15 protein-coding genes are annotated in these 14543 nt (G+C 47.6%); 13 read left to right on the top strand and 2 right to left on the bottom strand.

What is annotated here, in order from left to right; translation table 11 throughout:
- The 13 genes from B2W60_RS10465 to B2W60_RS10525 are packed head-to-tail and all read left to right on the top strand — an operon-like array spanning position 1 to position 12758.
- Positions 1–1695, top strand: coding sequence for an AMP-binding protein (locus tag B2W60_RS10465; protein WP_292360801.1), 1695 nt, complete (start codon positions 1–3; stop codon positions 1693–1695).
- Positions 1688–2452, top strand: a complete 765-nt coding sequence (locus B2W60_RS10470; RefSeq protein WP_292360799.1) for a glycosyltransferase family 2 protein — start codon at positions 1688–1690, stop codon at positions 2450–2452. The genes B2W60_RS10465 and B2W60_RS10470 overlap by 8 nt, the downstream gene beginning before the upstream one ends.
- Positions 2445–3383, top strand: coding sequence for a hypothetical protein (locus B2W60_RS10475; protein WP_292360797.1), 939 nt, complete (start codon positions 2445–2447; stop codon positions 3381–3383). The genes B2W60_RS10470 and B2W60_RS10475 overlap by 8 nt, the downstream gene beginning before the upstream one ends.
- Complete coding sequence (locus B2W60_RS10480) at positions 3380–3787, top strand: acyl-CoA thioesterase (protein WP_292360795.1); 408 nt, start codon at positions 3380–3382, stop codon at positions 3785–3787. Before B2W60_RS10475 ends, B2W60_RS10480 begins: the two co-directional genes overlap by 4 nt.
- Positions 3784–4344, top strand: a complete 561-nt coding sequence (locus B2W60_RS10485) for an outer membrane lipoprotein carrier protein LolA (RefSeq protein ID WP_292360793.1) — start codon at positions 3784–3786, stop codon at positions 4342–4344. The genes B2W60_RS10480 and B2W60_RS10485 overlap by 4 nt, the downstream gene beginning before the upstream one ends.
- Positions 4341–6653, top strand: a complete 2313-nt coding sequence (locus B2W60_RS10490; protein ID WP_292360791.1) for an MMPL family transporter — start codon at positions 4341–4343, stop codon at positions 6651–6653. The genes B2W60_RS10485 and B2W60_RS10490 overlap by 4 nt, the downstream gene beginning before the upstream one ends.
- Complete coding sequence (locus tag B2W60_RS10495) at positions 6654–7895, top strand: NAD(P)/FAD-dependent oxidoreductase (protein WP_292360789.1); 1242 nt, start codon at positions 6654–6656, stop codon at positions 7893–7895.
- On the top strand, positions 7880–8428 hold the full coding sequence (locus B2W60_RS10500; RefSeq protein ID WP_292360787.1) for a DUF3261 domain-containing protein: 549 nt from the start codon (positions 7880–7882) through the stop codon (positions 8426–8428). The genes B2W60_RS10495 and B2W60_RS10500 overlap by 16 nt, the downstream gene beginning before the upstream one ends.
- Positions 8425–9603: a beta-ketoacyl-ACP synthase gene (locus B2W60_RS10505; protein ID WP_292360785.1), complete on the top strand. Its 1179-nt coding sequence runs from the start codon at positions 8425–8427 to the stop codon at positions 9601–9603. Before B2W60_RS10500 ends, B2W60_RS10505 begins: the two co-directional genes overlap by 4 nt.
- Positions 9600–10052 carry a hypothetical protein gene (locus B2W60_RS10510; RefSeq protein ID WP_292360784.1) on the top strand — a complete coding sequence of 151 codons (453 nt, stop codon included), beginning with the start codon at positions 9600–9602 and terminating at the stop codon, positions 10050–10052. Before B2W60_RS10505 ends, B2W60_RS10510 begins: the two co-directional genes overlap by 4 nt.
- On the top strand, positions 10049–10774 hold the full coding sequence (locus B2W60_RS10515; RefSeq protein ID WP_292360783.1) for a 3-ketoacyl-ACP reductase FabG2: 726 nt from the start codon (positions 10049–10051) through the stop codon (positions 10772–10774). Before B2W60_RS10510 ends, B2W60_RS10515 begins: the two co-directional genes overlap by 4 nt.
- The gene (locus tag B2W60_RS10520) at positions 10774–12000 is read left to right on the top strand and encodes a beta-ketoacyl-ACP synthase (protein WP_292360782.1); all 1227 of its coding nucleotides are present in this window, start codon (positions 10774–10776) and stop codon (positions 11998–12000) included. Before B2W60_RS10515 ends, B2W60_RS10520 begins: the two co-directional genes overlap by 1 nt.
- A gap of 26 nt (positions 12001–12026) precedes the next feature.
- Entirely contained in the window at positions 12027–12758 is a 732-nt protein-coding gene (locus tag B2W60_RS10525) for a hypothetical protein (protein WP_292360781.1), read from the top strand.
- Positions 12759–12770: 12 nt separating this feature from the next.
- Here B2W60_RS10525 and galE read toward each other — a convergent pair whose 3' ends face one another.
- Together galE and B2W60_RS10535 are read right to left on the bottom strand one after the other, a co-directional pair.
- The gene (gene galE / locus B2W60_RS10530; protein WP_292360779.1) at positions 12771–13802 is read right to left on the bottom strand and encodes a UDP-glucose 4-epimerase GalE; all 1032 of its coding nucleotides are present in this window, start codon (positions 13800–13802) and stop codon (positions 12771–12773) included.
- Between the two features lie 48 nt (positions 13803–13850).
- Entirely contained in the window at positions 13851–14306 is a 456-nt protein-coding gene (locus B2W60_RS10535) for an Sbal_3080 family lipoprotein (RefSeq protein ID WP_292360777.1), read from the bottom strand.
- Positions 14307–14543 lie beyond the last annotated feature (237 nt).

Below are 14543 nucleotides of genomic sequence, written 5' to 3' on the forward strand. Positions count from 1 at the left end.
ATGCCAGTATTAACACCCTTATCAACATGGTGGCAGCGTTCGGCAGAGAGTCTGGTAGCGCTATCCGGCAACCAGCAAATCAATGCAATGGCATTTGAGCAGCGTGTTGTCAGCTGGGTGGCCGTATTGGAGAACCAGGGGGGACAACGTTGGGCGGTGTTTCATCACGATGCAGCTGAATGTCTGGCCATTATCTGTGCGTTATGGCAGCTTGGCAGAACAGCCTGTCTGACCGGGGATAACTTACCTGACACAGTGGTACGACTCACCACAGAGGTTGATGGTTTTATCGGTGAGTTTGATATTGATTCGGTACTTCCGCAGGCTGAAAGTGCAGCGATTAAGCAGCAAATAAATTGGCAGATCATTGCTGCAGATCATCCGGCTATTGAAGTCTATACCTCAGGCACTACTGGCTTGCCCAAAGCCATCAGTAAGACGATGCAGCAACTTGAAGATGAACTTGCAGCGTTGGATGTACTGATGCCGGAATCACCCGCTGCCATCGTAGCCACCACGGTTTCCCATCAGCATTTATATGGACTGACCTTTCGTCTGTTCAGACCATTCTGTTATCAGCAGGCGTTCACAGCCCGGCTGAGCCAGTATCCGGAAGATTTAATTGCGCTGGTTGAGCAGCATTCCAGTTTCAGTTTAGTTTCCAGCCCCTCGCATTTGGGACGGATGAATCGTCTTCAGGATTGGCACTTGGTTCAGCCGAAATGCAGTGAGGTCTTTTCGTCAACAGCGCCGCTTAGTTTGGACAATAGTCTCAATGTTGCAGGTTTGCTGCAGGCGCCTGTCACTGAAATTTATGGCAGTTCTGAGACTGGCGCATTGGCATGGCGTCGCCAGCAATCTGATGATGAATCCTCTTTGTGGCAGCCGTTGGCTCATGTTGAATTGAGCAAAGCGAATGACGGGAGTTTAAACGTGTTGTTCTGCCATGATGCTACACAAGTCAACCTTGCCGATCAGGTCGAGTTTTCCCCGCAGGGTCATTTTAGCCTGCAAGGCAGAAAAGATCAGATAGTGAAGGTGGAAGGTAAGCGAGTGTCGCTCAATGAAATGAATGCGCTGTTACAAGCTTCACGCCTGGTTGAACAAGCTCAAGTTTTAACCCTGGCGCGTCATAGAATAGAAATGGCCGCTGTGATTGTGCTCAGCGATGCCGGAAATGCGTTGCTGCATGAGGTCGGCAGAAAACCATTGATTACTACGTTGAAAAAACAGTTAAGCAGACATTTTGAAGCGGTGGTCATTCCCAGACGGTGGCGTTTTGTACAAGCCATGCCGATCAACTCGCAGGGCAAATTGCCAAAGCACCATTTAGTTGAACTGTTTGCCAAACCCGCGGTGAAATGGCCTGAGATCCTCAGCGTGAAAAACCAGGAGGACGAAATCATCTTAAATTGCTGTTTGCCGGAACAGTTGATCTACTTCGACGGGCACTTTGCACAACAGCCGATTTTACCCGGGGTAGTTCAGGTACATTGGGCGGAGTTCTACGGCAGAAAATATTTTCAGGTGCAGGGAAAATTCAAACAACTCGAAGCGTTAAAGTTTCAATTATTACTACTGCCGGCTCAACGGGTTTCCATCAGCCTGCGTTATGACACTGAAAAGCAAAAACTGTTTTTCAGTTATCAATCCGAAGCGGGCACTCACTCTAGCGGCAGAATCTGTTATGAATAATGCAACAACATCCCAGGCGTTTAAACCTGCCATATTGATACCCGTCTATAACCATGAACATGCGATTGGTGAAATTCTCGAAGCTATCCTGGTGTTTAGGTATCCCATCCTGCTGGTGGACGATGGCAGTGACGCTGCCTGTGAACAGACATTAATTCAACTGCAGCAAAATTATTCAGATGACGTTTCCTTAATACGCCTGCCACAGAATGGCGGTAAAGGCGCTGCAGTAAAGGCCGGTCTGATCTGGCTGAATCAGCAAGGTTGCACTCATGCTTTGCAAGTAGATGCAGATGGGCAGCATGATCTGGAGGATGTTGAATTATTCATGAACACGGCTGAACAGTTCCCACAGGCATTGGTGACAGGCTATCCGGAATACGATGCCTCCGTGCCAAAACTGCGTTTTTACAGTCGTTATCTGACCCATATCTGGATTTGGATTAATACGCTGTCGCTGCAGGTCAAGGATAGTATGTGCGGCTATCGGGTTTATCCTGTTGCGCCACTGGTTCAGTTATTGGCTGAACAAAAATGTGGAAATCGAATGGAGTTTGACCCGGAAATCATGGTGCGCTGGGTCTGGGAAAAAGGTGTGGTAAAAAACCTGCCTACGAAAGTGCATTACCCGATTGATGGTGTGTCGCATTTTAATCTGTGGAAAGATAATGTGCTCATTACCGGCATGCATACGCGCCTGTTTTTTGGCATGTTGTGGCGTTTACCGCGGCTTTTATGGCAAAAATGCCATGACTAAGCGTCATCATTGGTCCCGGATCAGCGAGTCAGGCACTGTGTTCGGTATGAAGCTGCTTTTGTTGATCTATCGATTGCTGGGGCGATGGGGCTTTCGGGTCGTTCTGTTTCCGGTGATAGCCTATTACTATCTCCGAAATCAGCCTGCCAGGCAGGCTTCACAGCAATATCTGTCGCGTGTTCAATCCTGTTTACAGGCACAAAAATCACTATCGTCGTTCAAACATTTTCTGATGTTCGGGGAAACGCTGCTCGACAAGTTTCTGGTGTGGATGGGGCAAATCACCCTGAATGATGTGCAATTTCAAACTGACGGTTTATTTGAGCAGGCGATTGAGAACAAACAGGGCGGCATTATCATCGTCTCGCATCTGGGCAATACTGAAGTCTGTAATGCGTTGGCACGGCAACAACCGGATTTGAAATTAACCTTGCTGGTCTATACCCGGCATGCTGAAAAATTTAATTCGTTGATGCAGAAGGTGAATCAACAAGCGCAGGTTGAGATGTATCAAGTCACCGAAATGTCGCCGGCTTTTGCCATGTTGATGTCTGAACGAGTTGAGGCCGGGGAGTTTCTGGTGATAGCGGGCGATCGCACGCCGGTCACCGGGGAGCAGCGGGTTTCCGAAGTGGATTTTCTGGGGGCTTCAGCACCAATGCCTCAGGGTGGATTTATTCTTGCAGGCTTGCTTGGCTGTCCGGTGTTTTTGATGTTCTGCCTGAAACATCCGGATGGTTATCATATTTATCTTGAGCAATTTGCCGAAAAATTAAGCTGGTCGCGTCGTGAGCGGCAGTTAAAGCTTGATAATGTGGTGCAGCAATATGCGAAGTGTTTACAGCATTATTGTCTTAAAGCTCCGCTACAGTGGTTCAATTTTTATCCATTCTGGTCAGCCGAAATAGACAGCAACAGGAAATCTGAATGAGACAAGCTGAAGTGTTAATTGAAGTGCCCTTTCATGATGTTGATGTGATGCGGATTGTCTGGCACGGGCACTATGTGAAGTACTTTGAAATAGCCCGCTGCGCTTTATTGGATGCCATTGACTATAACTATCCGCAGATGCATGAATCAGGCTTTGGCTGGCCGGTTATCGATTTACGCGTGCGTTATGCGCAGCCTTTGCGCTTTCAGCAGAAGATCCGGGTGATTGCCAGATTAACCGAATGGGAAAACCGCTTGAAAATTGATTATCTGATTGAAGATGCCCAGACCGGTCAACGTTTAACAAAGGGCTATACCGTTCAGGTGGCCGTTGATATGCAAACGGAAGAAATGTTGTTTGTCTCGCCGGATATTTTATTTCAAAAGCTGGGGTTGCAACCATGAAACGCTGGTTAATACTGCTGTGGTTTGTCATATCACCGGTTCATGCCGAATTGTCCTATGAATTGCTCACGCAGTTAACCGAGTCGCCAGAGCGGTTGCAGGGCGAATTCAAACAGGAAAAGTATCTGGCAGAATTTGATATCACACTGCTTTCCAGCGGGGTTTTTAACTATCAACGCAATGAATTCATTCGCTGGCAGACCTTAACACCAATTGAAAATGAATTGATCATGAAGCCAGACAGTATCACCAGCAGTCAGGGTGGTGATGATTTGATCTCACTGAAAGCCGATCACGATCCTGCGACGAAAGTTCTCACGGAAATCTTCTTTGCCGTGTTAACGGCCGACTGGTATGCCTTATCTGATTATTTCTTTGCTAATGGCGATTATCAGAATAATCGCGACTGGCAGGTCAAACTAACGCCCAGAAAGCCAACCCTCAAACAAGCCATCAATCAGGTGGAATTATCAGGCGATACATTGATGCGTAAAGTGGTTTTACATGAAAAAAACGGGGATATCACCCGGATTGATTTCCTGAATCTGCAACAATGATTTATCGTCTACTGGCGTCGAAAGTTGCCGCTATCGTCTGGGGTTTGCTGGTGATAACGCTGCTGTGTCTGGCGTGGACAAAACAACCCGCTATTGATACCAGCATGATGAGTTTGCTGCCGGAATCGCAGCAACAGCCGCTGGTTCGGGAAGCTTCGGCTCAAATGGGACAACGTTTTGCAGAGCGCTTGATTATCCTGATTTCCGGGCAGGACAAACAGCAATTGCAACAAGCCACGCAAACCATTGCAGAGCGCTATCAGCAGATCCCGGAAGTCGACTCTGTTGTGTGGCAGATAGATGATCAGCAAATTGAACAATCTCAGCACGCTTCAGATGCCTACCGTTATGTATTACTAACTGAAAAGATGCGACTAGCGTTGCAGAATAATACGGAGGCTGTTGCTAAACGTGCTTTGAGCATGATTTACAGCCCGATGCAAATGGGCGGGCAAAACCTGAAAGCCGATCCGTTTGGTTTATCATCAGCCTGGCGTAGCGCCCAGTCACCTCTGATAAATATTGAAATGGATGAGCAAGGCTATTTACGCCTCCCCGGAGATAACGGTTTTACCAACCTGTTAATCATTCAGCTTAAGGGTGATGCCTTTTCGATCAACGTTCAGCAGGCGGTGTTATCTGTTTTCGACGAATTGACCACTCGCTTTAGTGAGCAGGATATAGAGCTGCTGCCTTCGGGGTTGCTGGTGCATGCTGACGCCGGTGCTCGTCAGGCTGAAAAAGAAATCTCGACTATCGGGCTGGGGTCATTGGCAGGCATTCTTATCCTAATGTTGTGGGTGTTCCGCCGTGTGCGGCTGGTCACTGTTTTATTACTGCCGATTGTAGTGGGCTGTGCGGTAGCAACAGCTGTCGTTATGCTGGTTTTTGAACGGGTACATATTGTGACTTTTGCTTTTGGTGCCGGGCTGATTGGGGTGGCAATTGACTACGCGTTACATTTTATCTGTGAAAGACAACGCCACCAGCTGGTGTTGCCACGCATCATGCCAGGACTTTTTTTAGGACTGTTTTCCAGTGTGCTGGCTTATGCTGCCATCGCCATGACGCCTTTTCCGGGCCTAAGACAAATGGCAGTATTTTCTGCTGTTGGACTCATCGCGGCATGGCTGACAGTCGTCATCGCGTTGCCCAGGCTGACCCAAAATGACCCTCTCAAAGAGTTGAGTGCAGCCAAACGATTGCAACAGTGGCAAGCAGCCTGCCCGGCGCTTGCTAAAAATAATGGGTTCAAGTATGGGCTCGCGATACTCACCATAATGGCAATCGCCATTATCTGGACAGGGAAAACGGAAGATGACATCCGTTTGCTGCAAACCTCTCCTGCCCATTTGCTGGAGCAGGAAACCCGAATTCAGACGCGTCTGGGCTTGAATAGCAGCACACAATTTTTATTGATTCCCTGCGATCAATTGGAGCAGTGCCTGCAACAGGAAGAAGCCATTCGTCCCTGGCTGAGTCAGCTGGTTGATAACGGCAATTTGGTTCAGTTCAGCTTATTGGCCGATCGCCTGCCTTCTTTGAAAAGACAAGAAAGCAATGCCTATTTGGTGGAAACGCTTTATAACGCTGAATTAAAAAAGCTATTTACGACGCTGAATCTGACGGATGCCGCTGCGACCCAAGCAATGGAGATGATGCAGTATGGGTTGGCCAATCGATTGACAGCAGAACAGCTTCCAAACAACGGATTAGGTGGCATATTAAGTTCGCAGATCATTCATACAGATCACAATGGCCTTGCCACGATGGTCAGTCTTACCGCGAGCCAGCCCAGGCAGTTAGCACAACAGTTAAGTTTAAAAAAGCATTTCCCGGAGCTGGTACTGGTCGATCAGGTTGAGGCCATTTCCAGCTTGATGGCCGATTATCGTCAGCAGATTATGATCTGGATTGCATTGGCTTACCTGTTGCTGTTTGTGATTTTGTTTTCCCGATATAAACTAGCCGCCTGGCGAATCATCATGCCGCCGATGTTGGCATCATTATTCACGCTCAGCATCCTGATGCTGTGCCTTCCCGGAATTAATTTATTTCATATCATGGCGTTGATCCTGGTGCTTGGGATTGGGCTGGATATGGGGATTTTTCTGACAGAAACACAGCAGGCCGCCAATACCTGGCTGGCGGTGACTCTGTCGGTGATAACCAGTTTATTGGCGTTTGGTCTGCTTTCACTCAGCCAAACGCCTGTGTTGCAGCATTTTGGGCTGACCGTGTTTTTGGGGTTGGCGATGATTTGGATATTAACGACGTTATTACGTCAGCCTTCTCAGGGAGTTGAATAAGTGGCTACACAAAAAGGGATTTTCGATGTCATTGTGATTGGCGCAGGACCTTCGGGAGCAGTCGCCTCGGCATTGCTGAATAAACGGGGCTATAACGTTCTGGTGCTGGAACGATCACATTTTCCCCGTTTTTCAATAGGAGAAAGTCTGTTGCCACAAAGCATGGCATTCCTCGAACAGGCTGATATGCTCGAAGCCGTTCAGGCTGCAGGTTTTCAGTTCAAAGACGGTGCTGCATTCAGTTGCGGCGAGCGTTATGAATTTTTTAATTTTAACGAAAAATTTTCCGAAGGCTGGGGCACTACCTTTCAGGTACAGCGCGATATTTTTGATAAAGTGCTGGCGGACGAAGCGGCCAGACAAGGTGTTGATATTCGTTATGGTCAGTCAGTCACCCGGTTTGACTATGACGAAAATCTTGGTGTGGCGGCAGTTGAGGTAGTGGATGAAGCCGGACTCACTCAGCAGTTTCACGCTAAATTTGTGCTTGATGGCAGTGGGTATGGTCGCGTATTACCCAAACTGCTTAATCTGGAGAAAGCGGCCAATTTTGAACCCAGAACCTCGTTATTTACCCATGTAGAAGATGCCATCAGCGATCCGGACTACGATCGCAATAAAATTCTGATCACTGTGCATCCTCAGCATCGTGATGTCTGGTACTGGCTGATTCCATTCAGCAATGCCCGATCCTCGGTTGGAGTGGTGGCCTCAAAAACATTTATCGATGCGCTACCAGGAACGGATGAAGAGAAGTTAAAACAGTTGATTGCTGAGTCCGGCTGGATGAGCGATTTACTGGCATCGGCTACTTTTGATACACGAATAGGGTCAATGACCGGTTATGCCTGCGATGTGACGCAAATGTACGGGCCGGGCTATGCGTTGCTGGGCAATGCCGGTGAGTTTTTAGACCCGGTGTTTTCATCGGGCGTGACCATCGCGTTTAAATCTGCCAGTCTGGCGGTTGATGTATTGAGCCAGCAATTGCAGGGCGGTACACCTGATTGGCAGCAACAGTTTGTCAGGCCTTTACAACACGGGGTGAACACATTCCGGGAATTCGTTGAAGGCTGGTATGACGGCCGTTTACAGGATGTCATTTTTACCACACAGAAAAATGATCCGGTAAAACGTATGATTAGTTCAATTCTGGCTGGCTATGCCTGGGATATCAAAAATCCGTTTGTAAAAGATTCCAAGCGTTTGACGGCGTTAGCAGAGCTATGCCGAAATATATAATTGTCTTTTTACTGTTAAGCGCTGCTTTTATTAGCGGTTGCAGCCTGAATCCCTTCAGATGGAATACGCATCAGGACTTGTTTTTGCTATCACCTGCAACCGGACCGGAGTCAATTTTGTTGCAGCAGAAATTGACGTTTGTTGCCGGTGGCAAACAGCAGCAATTTCTGCTGGTAACGGATATCAAAGCGGAAAAGTTTAAGGTGCTGGTATTGATGCCTACCGGTATGACAGTACTGAAAATGTCTTATGATGGCGCGGAATTTCTGCAACAGAATATGACGGATATCACCATCCCGGCAGAACAGATCATGGCGGTGATGCAGTTTGCCTTATGGCCCGAAGCGGCGTTGATGAATCGTTATTCCGCTCCTGATGGCTGGCTTTTGGCGCTGGATAACACCTCTCGTCAGTTATCAGAAAACAACCGTTTAAAGCTGGATGTTCAATATAAAGAAGACAGTGTGTTGATTAAAAATATTCAGGATCATTACCTGGTGGTAATACAATCGCTTGATACGGGGGCGTTGTGAAGCAAAACGACGTGTTCCTTAATACAGTTGGTTTGTTATGCGCCGCTGGCAACAGTGCTGACTCGCTGAAACAAAACCTGTTGTCGGATGCGAACTTTCTCACCCTCGACGATTCTTTTGGTGCGACGCCATTGCCGCTGGGGATTTGTCATGATGACCTGCCGGTTAACCCATTAACATCGTCTCGCTGGCAAAGTCGCAATAACCAGTTCGCCTTAGCGGCTTATCTGCAAATAAAATCACAGGTTGAAGAGGCTGTTGCGCGTTTTGGTTCTGATCGCGTTGGCATTGTGATTGGCACCAGCACTTCCGGAATTGCCGATGCTGAACCGGCAATCAGAAGCGCTGTTGAGTCCGGCAATTTGCCAGACAAATATCACTACAATATCCAGGAGATGGGCAATCCGGCGCAGTTTATTGCTGAGCTAACGGGTGTCAAAGGACCGGTTTACGCGATTTCTACCGCCTGCTCTTCAGGAGCAAAGGCGCTTGCAAGCGGCAAAAGGCTGATCACCGCAGGCGTTTGTGATGTCGTTATAGCGGGTGGCGTTGATACCTTATGCCGACTCACTGTTCAGGGCTTTTCTGCATTAGAAGCTGTTAGCACCGAAGTATGTAATCCATTCAGTAAAAACCGTAACGGCATCAATATTGGTGAAGCAGCCGCGTTGTTTGTGCTTTCCAGACAGCGGCAAGGTGTGATTTTGCGAGGCATTGGTGAAAGCAGCGATGCCCACCATATTTCGGCGCCTGAACCTAATGGCGAAGGGGCGGCAAGCTGCATGAGACTGGCGATGGAAGATGCCGGGCTTGAGGCTAAACACATTGATTATATAAATTTGCATGGCACTGCCACGACGTTAAATGATCAGATGGAATCGATTGCGGTCAATCAGCTATTCGGCAATAACGTGTTATGCAGCTCCACTAAACCTTTCATCGGCCATACCTTAGGGGCTGCTGGTGCCATTGAGGCGGCTATTTGTTGGCTGATGCTGGCAGATGAGCAAGGGAGTGCCCCAATACATCGTTGGGATGGCGAGCCTGATCCGACGATTCCTAATTTGAATTTAGTCACAGCAAATCAACCCGCTAAATTTTATAAATACGTATTGAGCAATTCATTTGCCTTTGGCGGTAATAATATTGCGTTGATTCTGGAACGCGCACCATGATGGAACCATATCAGGTGGCCGATCTGGTGCCACATTCAGGCAGCATGTCATTATTAACGAGAGTGACGGCTTACGGTGAACAATGGCTGGAAGCCGAAGTGGATATTAACTTGCAAAGCATGTTTGTCGAAGAAAAGGGTGTGCCCGCCTGGATTGGTGTGGAATATTTAGCCCAGGCCATTGCGGCTTATGCCGGTTTACAACAAAGACAACAATCGCAACCGCCCAAGTTAGGTTTTCTGCTGGGTACTCGACGTTACCAGAGCAACACCGATTGGTTTGCCATGGGCCAAACCCTGTCAATCCGGGTGGAGTGTGAAATGCAGGCTGAAAATGGGCTGCATGTTTTCCGTGGCCAATTGCGTGGAGATCAGATTGCTGCATCGGCGAATCTTAATGTATACCAACCTGACGATGCCAGTCAGTTTTTAGAGGAAGCTATTCGATGAGTGAAACCATTTTAGTCACCGGGTCGAGCCGAGGGATCGGTAAAGCGATAGCGCTGCGTCTCGCCAGACAAGGTTACGATATCGTGCTGCATTGTCGAAGCAACAGAGCACAAGCTGATGCCGTCGCCGCCGAAATAACTGCACTGGGACGTCAGGTTCGGGTATTGCAATTTGATATTGCCGATCGCGAACAAACCGCGTCAATCCTGGAACAGGATGTCGAACAGCATGGTGCTTATTATGGTGTGGTGTGTAATGCCGGCATTGCCAGAGATAACGCTTTTCCAGCGATACCCGGTGATGAATGGGACCTGGTGATCAGAACCAATCTGGATGGTTTTTATAATGTGTTGCAGCCGATTATCATGCCCATGATTCGCCGCAGAAAACCTGGCAGAATCGTCACCTTATCATCAGTTTCCGGAGTGGTCGGAAATCGTGGTCAGGTCAATTACAGTGCGGCGAAAGCCGGTATTATCGGTGCAAGTAAAGCACTGGCCGTTGAGTTGGCCAAACGCAAAATAACCGTGAACTGTGTGGCGCCCGGATTGATTGATACGGAAATGACAGAAGATATTCATATGGAAGAAGCGATGAAAATGATCCCTATGCAGAGGGTCGGCACGGTAGCTGAAGTCGCTGGAACAGTGAGCTTTTTGATGAGCGAAGAAGCGGCGTATATCACCCGACAGGTGATTTCGGTCAATGGCGGTATGTGTTAATGAAGCGGGTTGTAGTAACGGGCATGAGCGGTTTTTCCCCGATTGGCAATGACTGGTCTGCGATAAAAACGCGGCTACAAAATATGCAAACCGGTATTCAGCGTATTGATGCATGGGATAAATACACCGAGCTAAATACCCGATTAGGTGCGCCAGTTGAAAACTTTGTCATGCCTGCTCATTACAAACGTAAAGATTTACGCAGCATGGGCCGTGTCGCCCAGTTGGCCGTTCGTAGCACTGAATTGGCCTTTGAAGATGCTGGCTTGTTGAATGATGAGATCCTCAGCAGTGGGGAAGTGGGCGTGGCTTATGGTTCTTCTGCTGGTGATACCGATGCGATTGCGGATTTTGGCAACATGTTGCTGAACCATACCAGCGATGGCCTCAATGCCAACTCCTATATCAAAATGATGGCGCATACCGCGCCGGTTAATATTGGTATTTATTTTGGATTACGCGGCCGGGTTTTGACGACCTCAAGTGCCTGTACTTCTGGAAGCCAGGCCATAGGCTATGCCTATGAGGCCATTAAATATGGTCATCAGACCATTATGGTGGCGGGTGGATGTGAAGCCTTATGTGCTACTGAAGCCGCTGTGTTTGACACGTTGTACGCCACCAGTATTAAAAATGACACTCCCCATTTGAGTCCCCGGCCGTTTGATAAACAGCGAGATGGTCTGGTGATCGGTGAAGGTGGTTGCACCTTGATTCTTGAAGATCTGGAGCATGCCTTAGCACGCAATGCCTTTATATATGCTGAATTGGTCGGATTTGGCACCAACTCAGATGGCAGTCATGTCACACAACCTTCAGCCGTGACCATGGAAAAAGCCATGCGGTTAGCGCTCAGTTGTGCAAACGTAAACCCGGATGAAATTGGTTATATCAGTGCACATGGCACGGCAACCGATCGCGGTGACATTGCTGAGTCGTCAGCGACAGCCGCTGTTTTTGGAAATAATACGCCGATCAGCTCATTCAAAAGTTTTACTGGACATACGCTGGGTGCCTGTGGCGCTTTGGAGTCCTGGGTGGCGATTCAGATGATGCGTGAAAACTGGTTTCATGCCACGGCGAATCTGGATGAAGTTGATCCGGCATGTGGCGATCTGGATTACATCATGCACGAACCACGACATATCGAGACGGATGTGATTATGAGTAATAACTTTGCTTTTGGTGGAATCAATACCTCACTTATTTTTAAACGATGGAAATAACTTTTAACAACGTAAGGAAACAGAAAATGAATTTAAAACAATGGGTGATTGGCGCGTCTTTTCTGGCTTTCAGTGGATTGCTGCAAGCATTTGAAACCGATGAGCAACGTATTGCACATAAGCTCAACATTCTCGAATCAGGTAGTGTTGAACAGAAAGAGCAGATGCTGGAACGCCTGCAATGGTCGGGGCTTTCTGATCCATTACTGTTTGATGGTATGGAAAAAGATTTACTGGCCGCTCAAGAGAAGAAATATTTTGAGCGTGATGAGCTGGGTGTTTTGTCTTATAAAGTCAGAGCATTGGGCTATAGCGGTAACCCTAAATATCAGCCAACATTGCAATTACTGGCGAGTAAGGCTGAAAACGCCAAATTAAAACGTCATGCTTCCAAAGCCAAAACAGATCTGGTGCAATTCCAGGCTGTGCAAAATAAACTCGCTGCGGTAAAGATAACCGATACCGACTTACCGGCCGAAGTGATTAGCTATATCAAGTTATTAGAAACAAATGATGCTTACGCTCAAAGGCTTGCTGCCAGAGCGATTTTCCATGAGCAGCGAACCGAACAGGCATTATTGGACGTTGCAGCAGCCAAACTGCAAGCCATGTATATGGATCCCAGTCTTGATAAAGTGGCACAGGATTCTGCAGCATGGCTGAGTAAGGCATTAAAGCAAGCCACAGGCTATGAAATTTTATTGCAGAAAGTGGCCTCTGATACACCGCATAAGAAAATCAGAAAATACGCGAGTTAATACTGAACCTGTTTACGCATATCCATCAGGATTGTGCGTCTGCCAGTGCCAACTGTCGGCGCACATTCTGTTGATATCCAACTCGGCTTTCCAGTTCAACGTCTTGATGGCCAGTGAGGGATCCGCAACACAACGCGCCAGATCCTTGGCCCGGCGAGCCACCATTTCAAATGGAATTTTCTGACCAGAAACCTTCTCAAAAGCGGCAATTACTTCCAATACCGAATAGCCACGGCCTGTACCAATATTCAAGGTCAAAACGTCCGAGCTGTCGAGCGCTTTTATCAGTGCTTTGACATGAGCTTTTGCTAAATCGGCCACATGAATGTAATCACGCACTCCGGTGCCATCCCTTGTCTTATAATCATTTCCATAAATAAATAGCTTATCCCGCTTGCCTGTAGCTACTTGCGAAAGGCAGGGCATCAAGTTGGTCGACGTGGCATTGGAATGCTCGCCAATCAAACCGGAGAAATGGGCTCCTACCGGATTAAAATAGCGAAGCAGGGCAATAGACCAGGCCGGATCAGCACGATGCAGGTCAGTTAATATCTGTTCAATAATTAATTTAGAGCGGCCATAAGGATTGTTTGCCGCCAGCGGAAAATCCTCGCGGATCGGCTGGTTGGATATTTCGGCATAAACGGTGGCTGATGAGCTGAAAATAAGTGTTTTACAATCAAACTCAGCCATCACATTACACAGCGTAATCGTGCCACTGACGTTGTTATCGTAATACGACATCGGTTGTGAAACCGATTCATTTAAGGTCTTCAGACCGGCAAAGTGAATGACAGCGGCAATGTTATATTGGCGAAACACCGCTTCCAGCGTTTCACGATGGCGAATATCGCCCTGCACAAAGGTTATTTTCTGCTGAATAATGCTTTCAATACGGGGCAATACTTTGGCGGATGAGTTTGACAGATTATCCAGAACAACCAGCTTATAGCCACTGTTGGCCAGCTCAACACAGGTATGCGAGCCAATATAACCTGCACCACCGGTGACCAAAATCATCTTGTCATCCATAACGTGTTGCATCTGAATCATCTTGCTGAGTTTGTCGTTGATTGACGAACAACGAAGCCGTTAACCGAAATACAGGCGGAAGGCTGAAGTGGATTCGAACTGCATCAATTCGTTGACCAGTTCCTGAATTTTAGGCTCAGCATCAATAAATTTGCCCATATTACCGCCACCACGGGTGGAGTCATAAATGGCTTCGCCATCCAAATTGCCATTATGGAAAATCTTTATTTCTGCATATGACATATAAAGCGCCAGATCCCAAGTCCATTTAGCTACATAAGTGGCAGTCCATTCACAGCTTTCAGGCACGTTTCTCTCGGAGACGACTCGGTGCTGAATGCCACGGGAAGACAGTGTGGACTTAAATTCCTTTAGAAACCCTTCACGTGTATCGGTGTTTTCGATAATGCAAAGTTCAGCTGCCTGGGGGATTTCAGCAGGTTCCACTGTTTGTTTTATCGAACACCCTGTCAACGTCACTGAGGTGAGTAAAAGCCATCCAATGTGTTTAAACATTTTCGTTCCTTGAAATTGAGCTATCTGAAGAGTTACGCACTGAACCATGCGGTTATTGATGAGACGATTAAAATTCCAGCAATAAGCAGTGCCGCAGAATTATAGGAGGAAAATTTTATCGATGAAAGGATTTATTCCAGTTTCTATGGTCAGGTTTGCTGTGATATTTTGATTTTGAGTGGGAAGGTCGCAGCTCGATTCAGCCTGCCGGTTACGCTACCCGGCATTATTTATGTA

This window comes from Methylophaga sp. UBA2496 (genome assembly GCF_002341635.1).
Taxonomy (GTDB): Bacteria; Pseudomonadota; Gammaproteobacteria; order Nitrosococcales; family Methylophagaceae; genus Methylophaga.

Coding starts and splice junctions, on each gene's coding strand:
- B2W60_RS10500 (WP_292360787.1), top strand. CDS start 7,880: ATGCCGAAATATATAATTGTCTTTTTACTGTTAAGCGCTGCTTTTATT.
- B2W60_RS10475 (WP_292360797.1), top strand. CDS start 2,445: ATGACTAAGCGTCATCATTGGTCCCGGATCAGCGAGTCAGGCACTGTG.
- B2W60_RS10510 (WP_292360784.1), top strand. CDS start 9,600: ATGATGGAACCATATCAGGTGGCCGATCTGGTGCCACATTCAGGCAGC.
- B2W60_RS10515 (WP_292360783.1), top strand. CDS start 10,049: ATGAGTGAAACCATTTTAGTCACCGGGTCGAGCCGAGGGATCGGTAAA.
- galE (WP_292360779.1), bottom strand. CDS start 13,802: ATGCAACACGTTATGGATGACAAGATGATTTTGGTCACCGGTGGTGCA.
- B2W60_RS10480 (WP_292360795.1), top strand. CDS start 3,380: ATGAGACAAGCTGAAGTGTTAATTGAAGTGCCCTTTCATGATGTTGAT.
- B2W60_RS10490 (WP_292360791.1), top strand. CDS start 4,341: ATGATTTATCGTCTACTGGCGTCGAAAGTTGCCGCTATCGTCTGGGGT.
- B2W60_RS10535 (WP_292360777.1), bottom strand. CDS start 14,306: ATGTTTAAACACATTGGATGGCTTTTACTCACCTCAGTGACGTTGACA.
- B2W60_RS10470 (WP_292360799.1), top strand. CDS start 1,688: ATGAATAATGCAACAACATCCCAGGCGTTTAAACCTGCCATATTGATA.
- B2W60_RS10525 (WP_292360781.1), top strand. CDS start 12,027: ATGAATTTAAAACAATGGGTGATTGGCGCGTCTTTTCTGGCTTTCAGT.
- B2W60_RS10520 (WP_292360782.1), top strand. CDS start 10,774: ATGAAGCGGGTTGTAGTAACGGGCATGAGCGGTTTTTCCCCGATTGGC.
- B2W60_RS10485 (WP_292360793.1), top strand. CDS start 3,784: ATGAAACGCTGGTTAATACTGCTGTGGTTTGTCATATCACCGGTTCAT.
- B2W60_RS10465 (WP_292360801.1), top strand. CDS start 1: ATGCCAGTATTAACACCCTTATCAACATGGTGGCAGCGTTCGGCAGAG.